The 21658-nt window shown below is 61.2% G+C and carries 17 protein-coding genes; 7 read left to right on the top strand and 10 right to left on the bottom strand.

All coding sequences use genetic code 11. The features are described from left to right. The first annotated feature begins 117 nt into the window (after positions 1 to 117). From NHU87_RS24585 to NHU87_RS24565, 6 genes are all read left to right on the top strand, one after another. Complete coding sequence (locus NHU87_RS24585; RefSeq protein ID WP_253553150.1) at positions 118 to 414, top strand: DUF5629 family protein; 297 nt, start codon at positions 118 to 120, stop codon at positions 412 to 414. Then, a complete protein-coding gene (locus tag NHU87_RS24580) occupies positions 407 to 1576 on the top strand; it encodes a lactonase family protein (protein WP_253553205.1) in 1170 nt (389 codons plus the stop codon). The genes NHU87_RS24585 and NHU87_RS24580 overlap by 8 nt, the downstream gene beginning before the upstream one ends. Positions 1577 to 1731: 155 nt before the next feature. Beyond that, entirely contained in the window at positions 1732 to 1911 is a 180-nt protein-coding gene (locus NHU87_RS24575) for a hypothetical protein (protein ID WP_253553148.1), read from the top strand. Positions 1912 to 2109: 198 nt separating this feature from the next. Beyond that, entirely contained in the window at positions 2110 to 2235 is a 126-nt protein-coding gene (locus NHU87_RS28430) for a hypothetical protein (protein WP_301271561.1), read from the top strand. A gap of 115 nt (positions 2236 to 2350) precedes the next feature. Continuing rightward, positions 2351 to 2563 (top strand): hypothetical protein, encoded by a 213-nt coding sequence (locus NHU87_RS24570; RefSeq protein ID WP_253553146.1) that lies wholly within the window; start codon positions 2351 to 2353, stop codon positions 2561 to 2563. Beyond that, positions 2560 to 2817 carry a hypothetical protein gene (locus NHU87_RS24565; RefSeq protein ID WP_253553144.1) on the top strand — a complete coding sequence of 86 codons (258 nt, stop codon included), beginning with the start codon at positions 2560 to 2562 and terminating at the stop codon, positions 2815 to 2817. Before NHU87_RS24570 ends, NHU87_RS24565 begins: the two co-directional genes overlap by 4 nt. Positions 2818 to 2931: 114 nt before the next feature. On the opposite strand, the gene NHU87_RS24560 is transcribed toward NHU87_RS24565, so the two are convergent. From NHU87_RS24560 to NHU87_RS24515, 10 genes are all read right to left on the bottom strand, one after another. Next, entirely contained in the window at positions 2932 to 3528 is a 597-nt protein-coding gene (locus NHU87_RS24560) for a glutathione S-transferase (protein ID WP_253553142.1), read from the bottom strand. Next, positions 3525 to 7166, bottom strand: coding sequence for an AAA family ATPase (locus NHU87_RS24555; RefSeq protein ID WP_253553140.1), 3642 nt, complete (start codon positions 7164 to 7166; stop codon positions 3525 to 3527). The genes NHU87_RS24560 and NHU87_RS24555 overlap by 4 nt, the downstream gene beginning before the upstream one ends. Then, positions 7163 to 8407, bottom strand: coding sequence for an exonuclease SbcCD subunit D C-terminal domain-containing protein (locus NHU87_RS24550; RefSeq protein ID WP_253553138.1), 1245 nt, complete (start codon positions 8405 to 8407; stop codon positions 7163 to 7165). Before NHU87_RS24550 ends, NHU87_RS24555 begins: the two co-directional genes overlap by 4 nt. 241 nt (positions 8408 to 8648) lie before the next feature. After that, positions 8649 to 10301 carry a BatD family protein gene (locus NHU87_RS24545; RefSeq protein ID WP_253553136.1) on the bottom strand — a complete coding sequence of 551 codons (1653 nt, stop codon included), beginning with the start codon at positions 10299 to 10301 and terminating at the stop codon, positions 8649 to 8651. After that, positions 10298 to 12034 carry a tetratricopeptide repeat protein gene (locus NHU87_RS24540; RefSeq protein WP_253553134.1) on the bottom strand — a complete coding sequence of 579 codons (1737 nt, stop codon included), beginning with the start codon at positions 12032 to 12034 and terminating at the stop codon, positions 10298 to 10300. Before NHU87_RS24540 ends, NHU87_RS24545 begins: the two co-directional genes overlap by 4 nt. Then, complete coding sequence (locus NHU87_RS24535) at positions 12031 to 13110, bottom strand: vWA domain-containing protein (protein WP_253553132.1); 1080 nt, start codon at positions 13108 to 13110, stop codon at positions 12031 to 12033. The genes NHU87_RS24540 and NHU87_RS24535 overlap by 4 nt, the downstream gene beginning before the upstream one ends. After that, a complete protein-coding gene (locus tag NHU87_RS24530) occupies positions 13103 to 13597 on the bottom strand; it encodes a DUF4381 domain-containing protein (RefSeq protein WP_253553130.1) in 495 nt (164 codons plus the stop codon). The genes NHU87_RS24535 and NHU87_RS24530 overlap by 8 nt, the downstream gene beginning before the upstream one ends. Continuing rightward, on the bottom strand, positions 13594 to 14538 hold the full coding sequence (locus NHU87_RS24525) for a DUF58 domain-containing protein (RefSeq protein ID WP_253553128.1): 945 nt from the start codon (positions 14536 to 14538) through the stop codon (positions 13594 to 13596). The genes NHU87_RS24530 and NHU87_RS24525 overlap by 4 nt, the downstream gene beginning before the upstream one ends. A gap of 5 nt (positions 14539 to 14543) precedes the next feature. After that, positions 14544 to 15503: an AAA family ATPase gene (locus NHU87_RS24520; RefSeq protein WP_095053787.1), complete on the bottom strand. Its 960-nt coding sequence runs from the start codon at positions 15501 to 15503 to the stop codon at positions 14544 to 14546. Between the two features lie 283 nt (positions 15504 to 15786). Continuing rightward, positions 15787 to 16140 (bottom strand): hypothetical protein, encoded by a 354-nt coding sequence (locus tag NHU87_RS24515; RefSeq protein ID WP_253553125.1) that lies wholly within the window; start codon positions 16138 to 16140, stop codon positions 15787 to 15789. Positions 16141 to 16665: 525 nt separating this feature from the next. Between NHU87_RS24515 and NHU87_RS24510 the strand changes: the two genes are divergently transcribed. Further along, positions 16666 to 21573: an NAD-glutamate dehydrogenase gene (locus NHU87_RS24510; protein WP_253553123.1), complete on the top strand. Its 4908-nt coding sequence runs from the start codon at positions 16666 to 16668 to the stop codon at positions 21571 to 21573. The last annotated feature ends 85 nt before the right edge of the window (positions 21574 to 21658 follow it).

The following is a 21658-nucleotide window of genomic DNA, read 5'->3' as shown; positions in this document are numbered from 1 at the left end:
AATTGTTGGATGTACTGCCGCCATCGCGGGCAAGCCCGCTCCCACAGGGTCGAGTGGAACGATCATTGCGGTGTGATGAGCTATCATTGCCACTTTCCCATTCAAAGATTGACTGCCATGACTGCCGTAACCAACACCTTGATCGAAGCCCTTGAGCACTGCGACATGCTGGAAATCGACGGGCTGCACGCCTTCGACTTCTCTCTCGATGAAGACGATAACCTGCACATCGAATGCATGGACGGTCGGGCGCTCAAGCGCTGGGAGTTCAGCGTGGCGCAGATCGCGGCGGCGACTTTTGATCCCGACTTGAAGAGCTGGATCATCACCGGCGATTCCGGCGAGCACCGGTTGGTGCCTATGGAAGCGTTCGGCGGCGCTGACGACGAGGACGAAACGAATGAGGATGCGTAACCTCTGGCCGCTGTTGATGGCCGGCAGCGTCGGCGCAATGGGCGTGCAAGCGGCCCCGGCCGACAGTTACGAATTGCTGGTGGGCTCGTACACCGCGGGCCAGAGCCAGGGGATTTATCGTCTGAGTTTCGACAGCCGCACGGGGCAGATCGACGCCAAACCCCTGCAAGTGGTGAAGAGCGCCAACCCATCCTGGCTGGCCGTGTCCAAGGATCAACAGCGCCTGTTCGCGGTCAACGAAAACGGCCCCGGTCAGGCCGATCCGGTAGGGCGTGTCAGCAGTTATGCGATTGATCCCAAGACCCATGAGTTGAGCCTGATCAGTCAGGCGCAAACCCTGGGCAACGAACCGACGCACTCGAGCGTCAGCGGCGACGCCAGTCACGTGTTTGTCAGCAACTACTCGGTGGCTGAAGACCCGGGCGGCACCATGGCGGTGTTACCAGTGGGCACCGATGGCACGCTCAAACCGGTGGTGCAGATGAGCAGTCATCCGTCCAGCCGGGTCAACCCTGAGCGGCAGAAGTCGGCGCACGTGCATTCGGTGGTTTCATCGCCGGATGGTCAATACGTGTTTTCCAACGATTTGGGGGCGGACAAGATTTTCGTCTATCGCTTCGACCCCAAGGCCAATCCGGAACTGCCGCTGACCGCCGCTAAACCCGCGTTCGTCCAGTTGCCACCCGGCAGCGGACCGCGACACTTGCTGTTCAGCGCCGACGGCAAACACGCCTGGCTGACCATGGAAATGAGCGCGCAAGTCGCAGTGTTCGATTACCGAGACGGCAAGCTTGAGGAAACGCAGTTGGTCGATCTTGCGGCGGGTCTGCCCACCTCGGGCAAGGCCGCGGCTGCGCTTCATGCCTCGGCCGATGGCAAGTTTCTATACGTCAGCAACCGTGGCACCACCAATCAGTTGCTGGTGTTCGCCATCGACCCGGCGACCGGCCACCTCAAAGAGCTTCAGCGCCGCTCTGTGGACGGTGATCACCCCCGCGAGTTCAGCCTCGATCCGAGTGGCAAGTTTGTGCTGATTGCCAACCAGAAGAGCAACCAGATTGTCGTCGTCGAGCGCGATGCCAAGACCGGTCTGTTGGGTAAAACCGTGCAGAAACTGCCAATGGATGCCCCGAGCGATCTCAAGTTCCTGGTGCGTCAATAGAGCGCAGGCCCCGATTGATGGGGCCTGCAACTTTCTATTAATGAGAGTGATATCGGCTAATGCTACAAAGCATTTCAAGGCGCCGACCCTCGGGAGTTAAGTTTGCTTCACGGCCCCACCGGTCAAGCAAGCCAACTGAATCGAGGATTCCCGCCATGAACTTCAATCTCTTCTCCGTCATCGCCGCTTCCGCTATCTCCGCCACCGTTGCTCTGCCCGCAAACGCCAACGTTGAAATCAGCGACAAAAAATCCCACACCCAAAGCTACACCCCGAAATACCTGCAACAGAGCGCCAACTTCTACGCCGCGCTGGATCACAAAACCCAACACTGAAACTTCCGCGCTGCTGGCTCTCGAGTAGGAGCTGCCGCAGGCTGCGATCTTTTGACTTTTAAAATCAAAAGATCGCAGCCTGCGGCAGCTCCTACAGGGAGACATAAAATTAACATCAATCTCGCGCTTGATATCACATCGCCATGAGTTTAAATTTGACGCTGATTTTTTGACTCCTTCTCTAAAAGGATCGACAGCATGGCGATGCGTCTGGCAGTAGTTCTCCTGTTTCTCTATTCCACCCCGATTCTGTCGGCCGCCGAGCCCGTTCCCAACGAGCCGGAGGCGGCCCGCGAGCGCTTGATGAGCTTTATCGAGGACTGAAACACGCTGGGTTCACGATCAATAAAACTGATAGCGACTATGCATAAAGGTCGCTAGTGATCCTCTGTTTTTTGATCGATTCTGTGGGCACTGAAACATGCCCACGGAGAACCCCATGGCCAGCGCAATCATTATTTCTGCCAAACACGGCGCCTATCTGGCCATCGGTCTTTACGTGGCCATGGTGTTGGTCGTCAGCCTTTCGGCTCAATCGCAACATAGTCTTCAAGCACCGATTCAGGTCGCTTATCCCGCCATTCAATTTGAACACCGCGCGCAAAGCGTAACGGTCGATCACGCCGACGTGGCGGGAGTGGTGGGGGCATGAAAGGACGCAAACTCTGGGTCATCGCCTTCCTGGCGTTCATGACCAATGGCGCTTCTTTGTTGGGGCTCGGGCAGGGCTCGGCGGGGTCGGTGGCGCGGGCCATCGAATGCAATCACAACATCGCTCACAACATTCAGACGGCCAAGGCCTTGGGGTTGCTGGTGGGCAATCCGCCGTTCAAGTCCGATAGCGAATTCTTCGGGCCATTCCAAGTGGATTGCTCAGCGTTGGGGATGTGCTCAGTATTGGCATGAGTCCCCACCCCCCCCTGTAGGAGCGAGGCTTGCCCGCGAAGAACGATGACGCGGTCTACTTGAACACCGCAGTGGATTCTTCGCGGGCAAGCCTCGCTCCTACAAGGGGCGCGGTTATTTCTTCATTATTGATGTGAACAGGTCTGACTCGATGAAGCGCTGCAACCACGCTTGCAATCGCACATAAGGCGTCTGCGCGAACCACTCGCGATCCACGTGGGCGAATTGCCGCACGAACGGCATCACGGCGACATCCGCCAGGCTCGGGTGCCCGGCCAGCAAGTAGTCGCGTCCCTCCAGCAACTCATCCAGCCTGCGCAAAAACACCTCGCCCTCGGCGCGATAAAACTCCATTGGTTGCTCGGGATAACGCTCGGCGTACTTGTAGCGATTCAGGTGCACCTTGAACACTTGATCGTTCTCTTCGATCAACGCGGCGCTGTGTTCCTGTCCTTGCGGGTCATCCTTGAGCAACCAGTCCTGCGGATCGTTCTGCGCCAATGCCCAGCGCATGATTTCCAGGCTTTCATCGATCACCTGCCCATCCACACTCAGCACCGGCACCGTGCCTTTGCTCGACAGTGCGAGCATTTCGGCGGGTTTGGCCTTGAGGCTGACCTCGACGATATTCACCTCAACCCCTGAATACCGCAGTGCCATGCGTGCGCGCATGGCGTAGGGGCAGCGGCGGAACGAATACAGCGTATTCATTTCACCTCCAGCGTACTCAGGCCGTTGCCTTGGCGCTGGACCTGAATCTGCACCGGAATCCGTTCATGCATTTCCTGCACGTGGGAAATCACCGCGACCTTGCGGCCCTGCGCTTGTAAACCGTCGAGGGCGTCCATGGCCAGTTGCAGGGATTCCGGATCGAGGCTGCCGAAGCCTTCGTCGATGAATAGCGATTCGATTTTTAGCGTGCTCGAAGCCATCGACGCCAAACCGAGCGCCAGGGCCAGCGACACCAGGAACGTCTCGCCGCCGGACAGCGAATGCACCGAGCGCAGTTCATCGCCCATCTCGGTGTCCATCACCAATAACCCGAGCATGCTGCCGCCACGCTTCAGGCGATAGCGCCGCACCAGTTGCCGCAACTGGACGTTGGCGTGATGCACCAGCAGGTCGAGGTTGTAGGCCTGGGCGATCTTGCGGAAGGTGTCGCCGGTGGCCGAACCGATCAGCGCATTCAAGCGTGCCCAGCGCTGGTATTCGGTATAGGCATCGGCGATCTGCTGCGCCAGCGCCTGATTGGCGTTTTGTCGACGCTGATCCTCGGCCTGTTCAGCGCGCAATTCAGCGCAACGATGCTCGCTGGCGGCGAACAGGTTTTGCAGCTCGGCGAGCGTCGTGGCCAGTTGTTCGGCATCGAGATTGCCGTTGTGCTGCGCCTGATGATCGAGCAAGCGTTGATCGCGCTCCTGCAACAGCACCTTGGCTTGCTCGATGGCTTTTTCGCTCTGCTGCAATCGTTGACGCAGTTCGCTGACCTGTTGGTCGTCGACGCCCAACAAATCTTCAAGTCCGCCGTCGTCCAGCTCTGGATGTTGCGCGCGCCAGTCGGCGATCTTGCCGCTCAACTCGTGATCTTCGGTTTCCAGCGCTTGCGAACGTTCCTGCTGCGCCTTGAGTTCGGCGGCCAATTGCACCAACCGTGTGCGCACGGTTTGCAATTCCTGATTGGCCGTCGCTTCGGCACTACGCGCCTGATCGACGGCCTGATCCAGTTGCTGCTGCCACTCATCGGCGCTGGCATGTTCACCCAGCAGTTGCGTCAGTTTTTCCTGGCAAGCCTGTTGCTGCCCGGCCAGCGCCGTGAACTGCTGCTGCGCAGCTTCCTGTTGCTGAATGCGGGTCTGCTGACGGTCCTGTTCTTTCTCCAGCGTTTGCTGGCGCTGTTGCTGTTCGCCGAGTTCATCGCGCTGCTGGTCAAGTTGTTGCAGACGCTGGGCGATCTGCTGATCGAGTTGCATGAAGGTCGCGGCGGGTTCGTTGCGCAGGGCCTCGAGCGTGTCGGCCGGCAGCAGGTTGCTGAAAGCGGTCAGTTCTTCGTCCAGACGTTGGCGATCGCTGCTCAATTCGCGTTGCTGGTTGATCAGGTGTTGTGTTGCTTGCTGACTCGCCGCTTCCGCGCTGCGCAGTTGTTGCGCAAGACGCGCGGCATCCTGTTGCAGGGTGAGCAGGGCGGTTTGCCGTTGTTCGTCCTGCGTGATGCTCTGGTTCAACTGGCCGCTTTGTTGCGTTAGCCAGGCATCGCGTTTGCTGGCGTCCTGGGCCAACAGTTGCGCGGACAGTGGGTGCGCTTCCAGGCTTGGCGCCAAGCCTTGTTGCTGAGTCGCGAGCTGTTCTTGCTGTTGCAGCAATTCCTTTTGCTGAGCGATCAAACCGCCGACTTCGGCGCGCAGATCGGTGAGTTTTTCTTTGAGCAGGTCGACGGCTTTCTGAGCGTTGGCCTGTTCGCTTTCATCGTGTCGACCGAGGCTTTGCAGCAACGCTTCGGGCTGATGATAAGGATGGTCCGGGCTGCCACAAACCGGGCACGGCTGATCGTCCTGCAACTGCGCACGCAGTTCTTCGACACTGGCACTGCGCGCCAGACGCTGACGCTCCAGCAGTTCGCGGGTGACGGTCAGGGTCTGTTCGGCGACGGTCAGTTCTGCCTTGGTCTTCACGCCGTCCTGGGTCAGACGATCGCGATCTTGCTGCGCGGCAAGTTGCCGCTGCTGCAGCTCGGCGCCGCGCTTGTCCAGTTCCTGCTGGCTGGCCCACAGACGTGTCAGCTCTTCAAAGGCCCGCAGTTGCTTGCGGTTGTCTTGCAGCAGGCTGCCGAGGATCTGAATCTGCTCGGCCACCGCTTCGGGCTCGGCGCCGGCTTCTTTGTACAACACCTCCAGGCTCTGGCGCTGGGTGGCCAATTCCCCGGCGGCGCGGGCGGCGCTTTGCTCCAGCGCGGCCAGTTCGGCTTGGCCCTTGTTCAGACGATTACCGATCAGCATCAGTTGTTGCAGGCGATCGCGGTAGGCGTTCCATGCGTCGCTCAACGGCGCCAGATGAGTGCTTTGCTCCAGTTCACCGGCAATCCGCTGCAACCGCTCGGCAACCTGTTTCTGTTGGTCGAGCAAGCCCTGAATCGTGCCCTGACCCTGAGTGCAGGCCAGTTCCGCCTGCTGCTTGAGGTCGGCACTGAGGCTGGCGTCCTTGACCAGACGGGCGAGGGTGCTTTGCTCTTCGAAGGCCTGACGCAGCAGTGGCGCGCTGGAGGCATGTTGGCTTTGCGCTTGGGTCAGCGCCGTTTGGGCGGCGCTCAGGCTCTGCTCGAGTTGAGTCTGTCGCGCGGTCAGTTCGCTTTGCTGTTGCGTGTGCTGCTGAATCTGCGCCGCCAGCGGCGTGAGCTGGGCGGTGAGTTCGGTCTTGCGCGCGAACTGATGCCGTTGCGGGGCCAGTTGCTCCAGGCGGGTCAGCTTCAAGCGCTCGCCGGCCAGGCTGTTCCAGTGTTGCTGGGCGGAGTGCAGTTGTTCGGTGGCGCTCTGTTGCGCGTCCTGCATCTGGCGCAGGTCCTTGAGCCAGGTGTGTTGCAACTCCAACTGTTTGAGCTGCGCTTGTTGGGTCTTGAGTTGCTGTTGAGCGTCGTTGAAGCGCTCATCCAGTTCCGCCCGGGCTTCCGGCGACAGCGGCGTAACCCCGGTGGCCTGATCCTGCAGCAGCTTATGGGCTTCGCGAGCTTCTTTGGTCTTGTCGAAAGCGCGGCGACCGAGACGGGTGTAGAGCGCGGTGTCGGTGAGCTTTTCCAGCAGTTCGCTGCGGTCGTTGTCGTCAGCCTTGAGGAAGGCGCTGAACTCGCTCTGAGCCAGCATGACGGCGCGGGTGAACTGTTCGAAGTTCAGGCCCAGCGCGGCTTCGAGCTGCGCTTTGTATTCGCCTTTCTGGCTGGCCAGCAGTTGATCCTGATCGATGTCGCGCAGGCTCTGGCGACTGGCTTGCAGCTTGCCGCCAGCCTTTTCCCTGGCGCGATTGGCCTCCCAGCGAGCGCGATAGCGGCGACCGTCGATGCCGACGAAATCCACTTCCGCATAGCCTTCGCCGGTGCCACGACGCAGCAGGGTGCGCGGGTCGCCGGTGCCGATTTCGCCATCGGCATCCGGGACCTTGGCGTCGCGGCCGGTGTTGTTCAGGCGCGGCACGGCGCCAAACAGCGCCAGGCACAGGGCGTCGAGCAGCGTGCTTTTGCCAGCGCCGGTCGGCCCGGTAATCGCGAACAGGCCGGCACTGGCCAAGGGTTCGGCGGTGAAGTCGATTTCAAACGGCCCGGCCAGGGAGGCGAGGTTTTTCAGGCGGATCGCGAGGATCTTCATGGCTGTTCGCTCTCCATCTGCACGTCTTGCAACAGCTCGGCGAAGTCCTTGAGCGTTTGCTCGTCGACCTCGCTGCCGTAGTTGTCCTGCCAGGCGCGGCTGAACAGTTCCTGGGGCGAAAGCTGATCCAGTTCGATCAAGGTTGTGCCGTCATCGACGCCGTCGCGGCTGCCATTGCCGGCGTATTCGGCGGCAATTCGCACCAGCCGCACAGCCTTGCCTTGCAGCGCCGTTTCCACTTGATGGCGCAGGTCCGGTTGCGGTTCGTCGAGACGGACCCGCACTTCCAGCCACGGCTGACGCTGGATATCGGCGAGCAGGTCGATGTTGGGCAGGTCGGCCAGTTGCAGCAGGATTTCCGCCAACGGCGCGGAGCCGAGGCGTTGCAGATGGACGGAACGCGGAATCAAGCGCGGTTCGACGCTGACCAATGTTTCTCCATCGAGCTGAATGTCGAGGATCTGATGCTGGTAATTGATCTCGGAGAACGACAACGGAATCGGCGAGCCGCAGTAGCGGATGCGCTCTTCACCGTTGACCTTCTGCGGCTTGTGCAAATGCCCAAGGGCGACATAGCTGATGCTCGGCCCGAACAGACTGGCGGGCAGGGCTTCGGCGTTGCCGATGATCAGACTGCGTTCGGAATCTTCCGAAACCGAACCGCCGGCCATGTGCGCATGGCTGATGGCGATCAGCGCCTGGCCCGGCTTGCGCTTGGTGTTCGCGGCTTCAATCAGCCATTCATGAACCTGGCCGATGCCGCGCAAATAGTTATCGCCCAAATGCGCGCCAGTCACTTCGGCGGGGCGCAGGAACGGCAGCGCCAGGCACCAGGCGCCGATTTCGCCGCTGGCATCAGGCAGCGGCAACAACAGGCGTTCGGCATCCAGTTGACCGTCATCGAGCCACAGCACGCGACCGAGGGCGTGGGTGCGCAAACGCCGCATCAACGGCGCGGGCAGTTCGATTCGCGAGCCGGAGTCGTGGTTGCCGGCGATCATCACGATGGTCAGCAACGGCTGCTGTTCGTGGGCGCCGACGATGAAATCGTAGAGGCGTTCCTGGGCTTTGACCGGCGGGTTGACCGTGTCAAAGATATCGCCGGCGATCAGCAGCACCTCAGGCTGGTCCAGCTTCAGCTGGCGCAGCAGCCAGTCAAGAAAGCAGGCGTGCTCGAAATCGCGCTCCTGGCCATGCAGGTTCTGCCCAAGGTGCCAGTCGGAGGTGTGAAACAGACGCAAGGCGTACTCCGTAGGAAATAAGGTAATGGTCGCGAGGAAAATGACAGCGACTAAAGGGAGGAGAGTTTACTGGCAAATGTGCAAAGGAACACGGGTTTGGGGGATGTTCAGAGGAACACGAGTCTCTGTAGGAGCGAGGCTTGCCCGCGAAGAACGATGACTCGATGCATTTGTCAGACCGCGTCATCGTTCTTCGCGGGCAAGCCTCGCTCCTACAGGGGGATTGGTGTGTCTTTTGGTTCTATTTCGGATAAAGCGGCGGCAACCCGGTATCGCCAACCAGATCCTGAACCCCTTCGGCCGTCGGGATCGCACGAATCGCGCGCCAGAGATCCTCGCCCTGCCAGTACTGGCCGGTTTCGCTGTACAGCGCGCCGTTCAGGCCGTCCAGCGCATCGGACAGCGGCACGAAGCGCGCCGCCATGTCGGCCAGGGTTTCCGGTTGTTGTCGGGCCCAGGCGTCGAGGGCCTGACGGGTGGCGTGGGAGTCGTTGGCCTGGCAGGCGCGTTTGAGGTCGTCGAGCAAGGTGCGTGGGCTTGGGCCGGTTTGGGCGGCACGCAGGATCGCCGGTTGCGAGCGGGCGCGCCACCAGAGGCCGAAGCCCAGCAGGGTGGTGCAGGCCAGAATCATGCTGCTGAGTTTCCACCACCAGAGGGCTTCGCTGTTGGCGTCGGACATTGTCTGCGGGCTGCCCGCCGGGGCATCGACGATCAGGCTCGGATTGCTCGCCACGTGCAGCGTGCGGGCCGGCAGACTGCTGTGTTCCAGGTGATCCTCGAAGGTGTTCCACCAGACCACTTCGACGCTCGGCAAATCAATGTTGCCAGTGCGGGTTGGTACCAGGGCTTCACGGTCCTCACGACTGCCGATCAAGCCGCGTTCGCTGCTTTGGTTGCCGAGCACCGGTTGGTCGGGGTAGCGCCGCAGGCCGTTGATCTCGGTGGCGGGCAACGGTGGCAATTGCGAACTGGCAAGGCCTTCGGCGTTCAAGGTCAGACTGCGGGTCAGTGAGTCACCGACCTGCGCGTGATCCGGTTCCGGGCTCCAGCTTTCGCTTAGGCTCAGGCTGCGGGCCGGCAGCCAGGGCACATCGGCCGGATAGGTGCCGGGTTTGGCCTTGACCGTCAGCGGGATCTCGGCGGATTTGACGCGCATTTGCTTGCCCGGTTTTGGCCCTTGGGGTGTTGCGTCCTGGGACGGCCGGGTATCGACCGGCGTGGCACTGAACATCTGCGCCGGAATGGTCAATTCGCCGCTGTGCTGTGGGTAGATTGCGTAGCGCATTTCGATCACGCCATGACGTAATCCGTTGATGACTTTTTCGTAGGTGCGCGAGTCGCCCAGCTGTTCGATGCGCGCATCGGGTATCTGCAACGGGGTCAGGCTGCTGTCGTCGTACAGCGACACCGAATGATAGATGCGCAAGGTCAGAATCGCCTGAGCCTGCACATAGACGCTGTTCTGGTCGAGACTGGCCTCGATGAACACCGGCGCCAGTGTATTGCTGCTGTCCTGGGGTTCGCTTTCGATCACCTGCACGGTAATCGGCTGGCTCTGGACGTCGCCCAGTTGCAGCGATGGAATCACCACGCTGCCGTTTTGCCGGGGCAGCAGGGTGATGATCCAGCGGGTGGTCGCCTGAGTGTTGCCGTTGAGGGTGTTCAGTTGGTTGACCTGGCGGGTGCCGCGCACTTCGAACAGCGGCTCCAGCGGGGTCAGGTCGGGTTTGCCGAACTGGGTCACGTCGCTGGTCTCCAGGGTCAGTTCGACCGTCTCGCCGGAATTCAGGCGGCTGCGATCGACGCTGGCGACCAGTTCCGTAGCCTGAGCCTGAACGGTGCAGAGCAACAGGGTGGGCAACAGTGCGAGCAAGAAGGCGGTGAAGCGGGTCATCGAGTTTTTCCCTGATCCTGATGTTGTTGCTGTTCGTACCAGAATTTGCGTCTGAGCAGTTCGCCCGGGTCATCCGGGATCTTGCGCAGCCATTGCTCCAGCGCCTGGAGCTGTTCGCCTTCAATCATGTCGCTGGCCGGGCGCCGCGGTGGCGTGGTGCTTTGCTCATCCCCCAACTCACTGCCCGGGACTTCATTGGCGCCCGGTTGCGGTGGTGTAGTGGGTGGCTGCCCGGCATCCGGCGTGGTCTGCTCGGCGTCGGTTTTCGGCTGGCCATCGCTGGGTTGGGTGGCGCTGCCCGGCGGCGGTTCCTGGGTGATGGTTTCGGTTTTGCCATCGGCGGCTTTGTCCGGTTCGACGGGCGGCGCTGAGGTTTTCTGTTTGAGCAGACTTTCCACCAGTGCCTTGTTGGTCAGGGCGGGGCGCAGATCCGGTTGACGTTCCAGCGCTTGATCGTAAGCATCCAGCGCCGCTTCCAGCTCACCGCTTTTGGCCAGGGCGTTACCCCGATTGTAGTGGGCGTGAGCGTCGTTGCCTTGGGCAAACCGCTGGGCGGCGCCACTGTAGTCGCCGGCTTCATAGAGCGCCACGCCTTGCCATTGCAGATTTTCGAAATGCTGCGCGGCCTCGGCCGGGCGCTTTTGTTTGAGCAAATGCAGGCCTTGCTGATCGGGACGTAGCCACAAGTCTTCGAAATCGAAGGCGTAGCTCGGTTGCGGCAGCATGAACAACAACGGCAGGCAGAACAACCAACCCCGGCGCCCGGCACAGGCGGCCAGTAATAACAGTGGCAGCAGCAGCCAGTAGCCCTGATCGGCCCAGGTATCGAGGCGCAATGTCTGGCCGTCGTTGCGCAGATCCCGTGGGCCGTCGAACAGGCCAAGGCCGCGCAGGTCGGCATCGTCCAGACGCGCCTGGCGATAACGCCCGCCCAGGCCGTTGGCAAAGGCTTTCAGGCTGGGGCCGTCCAGGCGGGGCACCAGAATTGCGCCCACGTCATCCTTGAGGAAACTGCCGTCGTCCTGCGCAACCGGCGCACCTTCGGCGGTGCCGATACCGAGCATCAGAAATTGCGTGGACGTGTCGTCCAGCGCCTGACGAATCCCTTGGCGTTCCTGTTCCGTCAGTGACGAGCCGATCAGCAGGATCCGACCTTGGCCGAGGGCACCCTGATCCAGCAGCGCAAGGGCCTTGATCACCGCCAGATCGGCACGATGACCGGCCAGGGGCATCAGCGATGGCTTGAGGGCATCCACCAGATTGCGGCTGGTCGACAGGTCATCTGACAGTGGCACCAAGGTGTGGGCGCTGCCGGCGTAAACGATGATTGCGGTCTGGGCGTCGCTGCGGTTTTGCAGCAGGTCGAACAGCTTGCGCCGGGCGTGTTCGAGCCTATTCGGCGCAATGTCGGTGGCGAGCATTTCCGGGGTCAGCTCAAGCAACACTACCAGCGGGTCGGCGGGTTTCTGGCTGGTTTGTTCGACGCGCTGCCAGCTCGGCCCCAGTAGGGCCAGCACCGTCAGCACCCAGGCCAGGCCCAGGGCGACCCATGGCAGTTTGCTCTCGCGACCGCTGCCACCACTGAGCAACGCGGCATGGAAGGCCGGCGGCAAAATCATTTGCCAGCGCCCGGCGCGTTTCTGCCGGTGCCAGAGTTGCCAGAGCAACCAGCCCAGCAACGGCAACAACAGCAGCCACCAGGGCCGGAACCAGTGCGGCCAGAGCGCAATCATCGGCGCCTCCGCAGACGCAGGCGTTTAAGCCGTTGACGCCAGTCGGGCAGTTGCGTTTGCAAAAACAGCTTCTTGGTAAACAGCCGTTGCAACGGGTTGTCCGGCCAGCGCTCGCGGATCACCAGCAGCATGCTCAACAGCAGCGCCATCGCCAGAGGCCAGTGATACAACGCTTGGGCCGGGCGGGCTTGGGTGGGTTGTTGAGTCACGGGTTCCAGTTGGTCGAGGGTGCGTTTGATCGCCTGTAATTCCTCGCTGTTGTGGGCGCGGAAGTACTGGCCGCCGGTAGCTTGGGCGATGGCTTTCAAGGCCGGTTCGTCGAGGTCCAGGCTCGGGTTGATGCCCAGGAATCCCAAGGTGCCGCCTTGTTCCGGATCGGCGCCGATACCAATCGGGTAGATTTTCACGCCTTCGCTGGCCGCCAGTCGCGCGGCGGTCAGCGGGTCGATCTCACCGCCATTGTTGGCGCCGTCGGTGACCAGAATCAGCACGCGGCTTTGTGCCGGGCGTTGGCGCAGGCGTTTGAGGCCCAGGCCGATGGCGTCACCAATCGCGGTGTTCTTGCCGGCGATGCCGATCCGCGCTTCGTCGAGCCATACGCGCACGGTGTGCCGGTCGAAGGTCAGTGGCGCTTGCAGATAGGCCTTGCTGCCGAACAGGATCAACCCGACCCGGTCGCCGTCGCGACTTTCGAGAAAATCACCGAGCAAATGCTGCACCAGCGACAGTCGGCTGACGTCTTCGCCTTGCCACTGCATGTCGGGGAAATCCATCGAGCCGGACACGTCGACCGCCACCAGCAGATCGCGACCACTGGCGGCAATCGGCAGGGGTTCGCCGAGCCATTGCGGGCGCGCCGCGGCGATCAGCAATAACAGCCACAGCAGAATGAATGGGGCTTGCTGGCGCCACGCCGGCAGATTCGCCCGGGCGCGGCGGCGAGCGAGGCCTTCGAGGTCGCTGAGGAAACTGACCTTGAGCGCCGGTTCGCCACTGTCGGCCACCGGCAGCAGCACCCGCATCAGCCAGGGCAGTGGCAGCAGGACGAAGATCCACGGCCAGGCGAACTCAAACATGTTTGCGAATCCAGGTGTCGACGGCTTGAGTCAGGCCAGCGATGGCCTTGTCGTCGAGTTTGCATTCGGGTTTGTAGGCGCCTTCCACCAGTACCATCCAGCGCGTAAGGCCGGCGGCCGGGCAGCGGTTATCGAGGAACGCCAGCCATTTGCGCCCATTAAGGGTGTGACTCTGGCTGTAGGGGTAATGGTTGCGGCACAGGCGTTTGAGCAAGCCATTGAGTTGCTGCAGCCATGCACCGGCCGGAGCGCCGTCGTAGGGTTTAGGCATCAGGGCGAGTTCGGCCAGGGCCGCAAGACGCACCGGGTCCAGCGGTTGTTCGGCGCGGACGACAGGGCGCTTGTCCGGAATGAAACGGCGCAATTGCCACAGGCCAAAACCGATCAATGGTAGCAATAACAGCAGCAGCCACCAGCCCGGCGCCGGCGGCCAGAAGCCGATCGGTGGCGGGGAAATCAGCGGTTGCAGTTGATCGAGGCTGCTCATCGGCTTTTCCCCGGACGCTGCGGGTTCAGGTATTCGCGCAGTTGCTCGACCATTTCGCTTTGGGTGCTCAAAGGCATCAACAATACCCGCAACTTCTGCGCCAGCAGTTCCCAGCGGGCGATGCGCGCTTCCGCTTGTGCGCGATAGGCCTGGCGCAAGTCGAAATTCAACGTGTCGAGTTCCAGTTGCGCCCCCCGTTCCGCGAAGCGTAAAAGCCCGGCAGCGGGCAGGGCGTGATCCAGCGGATCGGACACGGGCAGCAGCAACAGGTCGCAATGGCGTGACAACAGGCTCAATTGCTGCTCGGCACCGTCGGACAAGGCGCGTTCGTCGCAGATCACGATCACCAGGCTGCCGGGGCGCAATACTTCCCGGGCGCGCCGCAGGGCAATGCCGAAGGCGTCGCGGTCCGGCTCGCGTTCGGTGTGCAGCGACTGATTGACCCGCACCAGTCGGTTAAGCAATTGCAGCAGGCTCTGTTTGCTGCGTCGCGGCTTGATCTCGTAGTGCTCGTCATCGCCGAACACCAGCCCGCCGACCCGGTCGTTATGGCCCAGGGCGGCCCAGCCAATCAGGCTCGCCGCTTGGGCAGCAAGCACCGATTTGAACATCAGCCCCGAGCCGAAAAACAGCCGGCGGCTCTGTTCGACCATGATGAAAATCGGCCGCTCGCGTTCTTCGTGGAACAGCTTGGTGTGAGGCTCCTGGGTGCGGGCGGTGACGCGCCAGTCGATGCTGCGCACGTCATCACCGGCCTGATAGACCCGCACCTGATCGAAATCCACCCCGCGCCCGCGCAGTTTGGAGTGGTGCAGGCCGATCAGCGGGCTGCGCTGGCTCGGCGTGGAAAACAGCTGCACTTCACGCACGCGATGGCGCATCTCGATCAGCTCGGCGAGGCTGACACGGATGCCCGGCTCGGGCGGCAGGAGGGCGTTCATCGGGGTCAAGCGACGGCTACGACGTCGAGAATCCGCTGGACCACCCGGTCCTGGTCGATGCCAGCGGCTTCGGCTTCAAAGGAAAGAATGATGCGGTGGCGCAACACATCGAACAGCACCGCCTGAATGTCTTCCGGGCTGACGAAGTCGCGACCGGCCAGCCAGGCGTGGGCCCGGGCGCAACGGTCGAGAGCGATGGAACCCCGCGGGCTGGCGCCGTAGGCGATCCATTCGGCCATTTCCGGGTCGAACTTGGCCGGGATGCGCGTCGCCATGACCAGTTGCACCAGGTATTCCTCCACGGCGTCGGCCATGTACAACCCGAGGATTTCCTTGCGCGCGGCGAAGATTGCCTGCTGGCTGACCCGGCGTTCGGGTTTGGTTTCGCCGTGCAGCGCTTCACCGCGGGCCTGTTGCAGAATCCGCCGTTCGACTGCGGCGTCAGGGAAGCCGATTTTCACGTGCATCAGGAAACGGTCGAGCTGGGCTTCGGGCAGCGGGTAAGTGCCTTCCTGCTCGATGGGGTTCTGCGTGGCCATGACCAGAAACAGCGGCGACAGGTCGTAAGTGCTGCGCCCGACGCTGACCTGGCGTTCGCCCATGGCTTCAAGCAGGGCCGACTGGACCTTGGCCGGGGCACGGTTGATTTCGTCTGCCAGCACCAGGTTGTGGAAGATCGGGCCTTGCTGGAACACGAAGCTGCCGGTTTCCGGACGATAGATTTCCGTGCCGGTGATGTCGGCCGGCAGCAGGTCGGGGGTGAACTGGATGCGATGGAACTGTGCTTCGATGCCTTCGGCGAGCTCTTTGATGGCCTTGGTCTTGGCCAGCCCCGGGGCGCCCTCGACCAGCATGTGGCCGTCGGCGAGCAAGGCGATGAGCAAGCGCTCGATGAGTTTTTCCTGGCCGAGAATCTGCGTTGAAAGAAAGGTTCGCAGCGCGAGCAGCGCTTCACGATGTTCCATCGATGACTGTTCCTGGAAAGGGTGACCGAAGACGTTCGAATAACGCCAGGGCTGGGGGCGTTACTTTAATCCATCGCGGGGGGCGGCGACTAACGGCATTTTGTGCAAAGTGCGGGAATTGATGGGCAAATTGTTGGGATTTTGTAGAGCGCGCAGAATGGTGCTGTTCTGTCGGACGCCTTCGCGGGCAAGCCTCGCTCCTACGGGATCGGTGCAGACCCAACACTGTAGGAGCGAGGCTTGCCCGCGAAGGCGCCGGTTCAGGCGATAAAAACCTTGAAGCTCAGAGCTGGCTTATATAGGTACCCGTCCCCTTGAGAATGTTCTGCAAGGTCTCTTCCACTTCCGCCAAATCCTGCGCATCGGTGCTGTGCAGGATTTCCAGCGAATCTTCGCCATCGAGCACATCGATGTCCGCGGCGGCGATTTCGATCAGCAGGCGATCAGGGCTGAGGGTGACTTTCACACCGTTGAGGGCCGAAGGCTTGTCGTGGAAGATGATCTCCAGCTCATCCTCGTCCGGAAAGCGACTCATCAGGAACATTTCGCCCTCGGCGCTGGTGCAGCAGAGCATGGCCAAGTTGTCTTCTTCTTCGTCGCACGGGTTGACGATCAAGAGATCAGTTGTCATTTGCATGGGAAAATCCTGGCTCGGCGAGCGTGGTGAACGTAACAAAAGGCAATTCTGCCAGCCCTCGGGAATTTCTGCTCGGCTGAGTGTCAGAAGATGTGTCGTGAACATTCACCGTGTCATTGGTCATTTTTGGCACGCGGGTGCCGTAAAACCGGCCATAAAACGCCCATTTTGCTGCGCGGCTGCTAGTGTTGTTCGAGGCACATGCCGCGAGCTGCGTGCCGATGACCGAATATGTCGCAGCGCTGCAAGCACGGCCCTTGCCGCACTCGTTAAGCTGCGCAACGGATGAGCACCCGTAAAGGCATTGCCGATGGCTCCGATGTACTCAAAGAGGGTAGCCCGGCAGTCGTTTTTGCAGATGCCCATTCAATGGAAGGTGAATGTGACCTGAGTGTCTCGTCCAGCTTCACCCACCTGTCGTCCTGTTTCCTCTGCCCGAGAATCAGGAACAGGGTGACGGATTGCCCCGAAAGGGGTTTGCACGCGACGCTTCCATCAATAACAAGCCCAAGCGGAGTACCACAGATGGCGTTCTTCACCGCAGCCAGCAAAGCCGACTTCCAGCACCAACTGCAAGCGGCACTGGCGCAGCACATCAGTGAACAGGCACTGCCACAAGTGGCGCTGTTCGCTGAACAATTCTTCGGCATCATTTCCCTGGACGAGCTGACCCAGCGTCGGTTGTCCGACCTCGCCGGCTGCACCCTTTCTGCGTGGCGCCTGCTTGAGCGCTTCGATCACGCGCATCCGCAAGTGCGCGTCTACAACCCCGATTACGAACGCCACGGCTGGCAGTCGACCCACACCGCGGTCGAAGTGCTGCACCACGATCTGCCGTTTCTGGTGGACTCGGTGCGTACCGAGCTGAACCGCCGCGGCTACAGCATTCATACCCTGCAAACCACTGTGCTGAGCGTGCGTCGCGGCAGCAAGGGCGAGCTGCTGGAAATCCTGCCGAAGGGCACCCAGGGCGAAGGCATTCTGCAAGAATCGCTGATGTACCTGGAAATCGACCGTTGCGCCAACACGGCCGAACTGAATGTCCTGAGCAAAGAGCTGGAGCAGGTTCTCGGTGAAGTCCGCGTGGCGGTCGCCGATTTCGAACCGATGAAAGCCAAGGTCCAGGAGCTGATCGAAGGCATCGACAACAGCCAATTCATCATCAACGCCGACGAAAAGTCCGAAATCAAGAGCTTCCTGGAATGGCTGGTGGGCAACCACTTCACCTTCCTGGGCTACGAAGAATTCGTGGTGGGCGAAGATCAGAACGGCGGTCACATCGAATATGACCAGAACTCGTTCCTCGGCCTGACCAAATTGCTGCGCGCCGGCCTGACCGTCGATGATTTGCGCATCGAAGATTACGCCGTCAATTACCTGCGCGAACCGACGCCACTGTCGTTCGCCAAGGCTGCACACCCAAGCCGCGTACACCGTCCGGCTTACCCGGATTACGTGTCGATCCGTCAGATCGATGCCGATGGCAAAGTCGTTAAAGAATGCCGCTTCATGGGCCTGTACACCTCCTCGGTGTATGGCGAAAGCGTGCGGGTCATTCCTTACATCCGTCGCAAGGTCGAGATCATCGAACAGCGTTCGGGCTTCCAGGCCAAGGCTCACTTGGGCAAGGAATTGGCCCAGGTGCTTGAAGTGTTGCCGCGCGACGACTTGTTCCAGACCCCGGTGGACGAGCTGTTCACCACCGTGATGTCGATCGTGCAGATCCAGGAACGCAACAAGATCCGCGTGTTCCTGCGCAAAGACCCGTACGGCCGCTTCTGCTACTGCCTGGCCTATGTGCCGCGCGACATCTACTCCACCGAAGTGCGCCAGAAGATCCAGCAAGTGCTGATGGACCGCCTGAAAGCCTCGGACTGCGAGTTCTGGACCTTCTTCTCCGAGTCCGTGCTGGCCCGTGTACAGCTGATTCTGCGCGTCGATCCGAAGAACCGTCTGGACATCGATCCGGTTCTGCTGGAAAAAGAAGTGGTGCAGGCCTGCCGCAGCTGGCAGGACGACTACGCGAGCCTGGTGGTCGAAAGCTTCGGCGAAGCCCAGGGCACCAATGTGCTGGCCGACTTCCCGAAAGGCTTCCCGGCCGGTTACCGCGAGCGTTTCGCCGCCCACTCGGCTGTGGTCGACATGCAGCACTTGCTGAGCCTGAGCGAAAAAAATCCGCTGGTCATGAGCTTTTATCAGCCGCTGGCTCAGGTCTCCGGTCAGCGCATGTTGCACTGCAAGCTGTATCACGCTGATACGCCGCTGGCGTTGTCCGACGTGTTGCCGATCCTGGAAAACCTCGGCCTGCGTGTGCTGGGTGAATTCCCGTATCGCCTGCGTCACAACAATGGCCGCGAATTCTGGATTCACGATTTCGCGTTCACCGCCGCCGAAGGCCTGGAACTCGACATTCAGCAACTCAACGACACCTTGCAGGACGCGTTCGTCCACATCGTGCGTGGCGATGCCGAGAACGATGCGTTCAACCGTCTGGTGCTGACCGCCGGCCTGCCATGGCGCGATGTGGCGCTGCTGCGTGCCTACGCCCGTTACATGAAGCAGATCCGTCTGGGCTTCGACCTGGGCTACATCGCCAGCACCCTGAACAACCACACCGACATCGCTCGCGAGTTGACCCGGTTGTTCAAAACCCGTTTCTACCTAGCGCGCAAGCTGACCAGCGATGATCTGGAAGACAAGCAGCAACGCCTGGAACACGCGATTCTGGCGGCACTGGACGATGTTCAGGTGCTGAACGAAGACCGCATCCTGCGTCGTTACCTGGACCTGATCAAAGCGACCCTGCGGACCAACTTCTACCAGACCGATGCACACGGTCATAACAAGTCCTACTTCAGCTTCAAGTTCAACCCGCACCAGATTCCAGAGCTGCCGAAGCCGGTACCGAAGTTCGAAATCTTCGTTTACTCGCCTCGTGTTGAAGGCGTGCACCTGCGCTTCGGCAACGTGGCTCGCGGTGGTCTGCGCTGGTCCGACCGTGAAGAAGACTTCCGTACCGAAGTCCTGGGCCTGGTAAAAGCCCAGCAAGTGAAGAACTCGGTCATCGTGCCGGTGGGTGCGAAGGGCGGCTTCCTGCCGCGTCGCCTGCCACTGGGCGGCAGCCGTGACGAGATCGCGGCCGAGGGCATCGCCTGCTACCGCATCTTCATTTCGGGCCTGCTGGACATCACCGACAACCTGAAAGACGGCGTGCTGGTTCCGCCGGCCAACGTCGTGCGTCATGACGACGATGACCCGTACCTGGTAGTGGCGGCGGACAAGGGCACTGCGACCTTCTCCGACATCGCCAACGGTATCGCCATCGACTACGGCTTCTGGCTCGGCGACGCCTTTGCGTCCGGCGGCTCGGCTGGTTACGACCACAAGAAAATGGGCATTACCGCCAAGGGCGCGTGGGTTGGCGTACAACGCCACTTCCGCGAGCGCGGCATCAATGTTCAGGAAGACAGCATCACTGTGGTGGGCGTCGGCGACATGGCCGGTGACGTGTTCGGTAACGGTTTGTTGATGTCCGACAAGCTGCAACTGGTCGCAGCGTTCAACCACCTGCACATCTTCATCGACCCGAATCCTGCGCCTGCCAACAGCTTCGCCGAGCGTCAGCGTCTGTTCGACTTGCCGCGTTCGGCCTGGTCGGACTACGACACCAGCATCATGTCCGAAGGCGGCGGGATCTTCTCGCGCAGCGCAAAAAGCATCGCGATTTCCCCGCAGATGCAAGAGCGCTTCGACATTCAAGCGGACAAACTGACGCCGACCGAACTGCTGAATGCCTTGCTCAAGGCACCGGTAGACCTGTTGTGGAACGGCGGTATCGGTACGTACGTGAAAGCCAGCACCGAAAGCCACGCCGATGTCGGCGACAAGGCCAACGATGCATTGCGCGTGAACGGCAACGAACTGCGCTGCAAAGTTGTGGGCGAGGGCGGTAACCTCGGTATGACCCAGTTGGGTCGTGTCGAATTCGGCCTCAATGGCGGCGGCTCCAACACCGACTTCATCGACAACGCCGGTGGTGTGGACTGCTCCGACCACGAAGTGAACATCAAGATCCTGCTCAACGAAGTGGTACACGCAGGTGACATGACCGACAAGCAACGCAACCAGTTGCTGGCGAGCATGACCGACGAAGTCGGCAACCTGGTGCTCGGCAACAACTACAAGCAGACCCAGGCCCTGTCCCTGGCGGCTCGCCGTGCCTTGCCGCGGATTGCTGAATACAAGCGTCTGATGAACGATCTGGAAGGCCGCGGCAAGCTGGATCGCGCCATCGAGTTCCTGCCGTCCGAAGAGGCCATCAACGAGCGTGTCGCGGAAGGCCATGGCCTGACCCGTGCCGAGCTGTCGGTGCTGATCTCCTACAGCAAGATCGACCTCAAGGAAGCGCTGCTCAACTCCTTGGTGCCGGATGACGACTACCTGACCCGCGACATGGAAACCGCTTTCCCGCCGTCGCTGGTGAGCAAGTTCTCCGCCGCCATGCGCCGTCACCGTCTGAAGCGTGAAATCGTCAGCACCCAGATCGCCAACGATCTGGTCAACCACATGGGCATCACCTTCGTTCAGCGACTCAAAGAGTCTACCGGTATGAGCCCGGCGAACGTGGCCGGTGCTTATGTGATCGTGCGCGACATCTTCCATCTCCCGCATTGGTTCCGTCAGATCGAAGCCCTGGATTATCAGGTATCGGCCGACGTACAACTGGAGCTGATGGACGAGCTGATGCGTCTGGGCCGTCGCGCCACGCGCTGGTTCCTGCGTGCCCGTCGCAACGAGCAGAACGCTGCCCGTGACGTCGCACACTTCGGTCCGCATCTGAAGGAGTTGGGTCTCAAGCTCGACGAATTGCTGAGTGGCGAGATCCACGAGAACTGGCAGGCTCGCTATGAGGCGTACGTCGAAGCCGGTGTGCCGGAATTGCTTGCTCGCATGGTGGCTGGCACCTCGCACCTGTACACCCTGTTGCCGATCATCGAGGCCTCCGACGTGACCGGCCAGAACCCTGCGGACGTTGCGAAGGCTTACTTCGCCGTGGGCAGCGCGCTGGACATCACCTGGTACCTGCAACAGATCAGCGCTCTGCCGGTTGAAAACAACTGGCAGGCCCTGGCCCGTGAAGCGTTCCGCGATGACGTCGATTGGCAACAACGTGCGATCACCATCTCCGTCCTGCAACAGGGCGACGGCACCCAGGACGTGGAAACACGCCTGGCGCTGTGGATGGAAGAGCACGAAGGCATGATCGAACGCTGGCGCGCCATGCTGGTGGAAATCCGTGCCGCCAGCGGCACTGACTACGCCATGTACGCGGTCGCCAACCGCGAACTGCTGGACCTGGCGTTGAGCGGTCAAGCGGTGGTGCCTGCCACTGCGACTGCCGCGGTCAGCACCGAGCTGGAACCGGCTGCCTGATAGGCGTTTGTCTAGTCCTGAAATAGGTTTACACCTGTTTCACCCTAACGCCCGATGCACCGCATCGGGCGTTTTGTATTTCAGG

The sequence above is a fragment of the Pseudomonas mandelii genome, assembly GCF_024138395.1.
In the GTDB taxonomy this organism is placed as follows: domain Bacteria; phylum Pseudomonadota; class Gammaproteobacteria; order Pseudomonadales; family Pseudomonadaceae; genus Aquipseudomonas; species Aquipseudomonas mandelii_E.
Note: the sequence above shows the minus strand (reverse complement) of the source record. Positions and strands in the feature narration are given on the sequence as shown.

Excerpts from the sequence above, each read along its gene's own strand:
- NHU87_RS24585 (WP_253553150.1), top strand. The coding sequence starts at position 118 with ATGACTGCCGTAACCAACACCTTGATCGAAGCCCTTGAGCACTGCGAC.
- NHU87_RS24580 (WP_253553205.1), top strand. The coding sequence starts at position 407 with ATGCGTAACCTCTGGCCGCTGTTGATGGCCGGCAGCGTCGGCGCAATG.
- NHU87_RS24575 (WP_253553148.1), top strand. The coding sequence starts at position 1,732 with ATGAACTTCAATCTCTTCTCCGTCATCGCCGCTTCCGCTATCTCCGCC.
- NHU87_RS28430 (WP_301271561.1), top strand. The coding sequence starts at position 2,110 with ATGGCGATGCGTCTGGCAGTAGTTCTCCTGTTTCTCTATTCCACCCCG.
- NHU87_RS24570 (WP_253553146.1), top strand. The coding sequence starts at position 2,351 with ATGGCCAGCGCAATCATTATTTCTGCCAAACACGGCGCCTATCTGGCC.
- NHU87_RS24565 (WP_253553144.1), top strand. The coding sequence starts at position 2,560 with ATGAAAGGACGCAAACTCTGGGTCATCGCCTTCCTGGCGTTCATGACC.
- NHU87_RS24560 (WP_253553142.1), bottom strand. The coding sequence starts at position 3,528 with ATGAATACGCTGTATTCGTTCCGCCGCTGCCCCTACGCCATGCGCGCA.
- NHU87_RS24555 (WP_253553140.1), bottom strand. The coding sequence starts at position 7,166 with ATGAAGATCCTCGCGATCCGCCTGAAAAACCTCGCCTCCCTGGCCGGG.
- NHU87_RS24545 (WP_253553136.1), bottom strand. The coding sequence starts at position 10,301 with ATGACCCGCTTCACCGCCTTCTTGCTCGCACTGTTGCCCACCCTGTTG.
- NHU87_RS24540 (WP_253553134.1), bottom strand. The coding sequence starts at position 12,034 with ATGATTGCGCTCTGGCCGCACTGGTTCCGGCCCTGGTGGCTGCTGTTG.
- NHU87_RS24535 (WP_253553132.1), bottom strand. The coding sequence starts at position 13,110 with ATGTTTGAGTTCGCCTGGCCGTGGATCTTCGTCCTGCTGCCACTGCCC.
- NHU87_RS24530 (WP_253553130.1), bottom strand. The coding sequence starts at position 13,597 with ATGAGCAGCCTCGATCAACTGCAACCGCTGATTTCCCCGCCACCGATC.
- NHU87_RS24525 (WP_253553128.1), bottom strand. The coding sequence starts at position 14,538 with ATGAACGCCCTCCTGCCGCCCGAGCCGGGCATCCGTGTCAGCCTCGCC.
- NHU87_RS24520 (WP_095053787.1), bottom strand. The coding sequence starts at position 15,503 with ATGGAACATCGTGAAGCGCTGCTCGCGCTGCGAACCTTTCTTTCAACG.
- NHU87_RS24515 (WP_253553125.1), bottom strand. The coding sequence starts at position 16,140 with ATGCAAATGACAACTGATCTCTTGATCGTCAACCCGTGCGACGAAGAA.
- NHU87_RS24510 (WP_253553123.1), top strand. The coding sequence starts at position 16,666 with ATGGCGTTCTTCACCGCAGCCAGCAAAGCCGACTTCCAGCACCAACTG.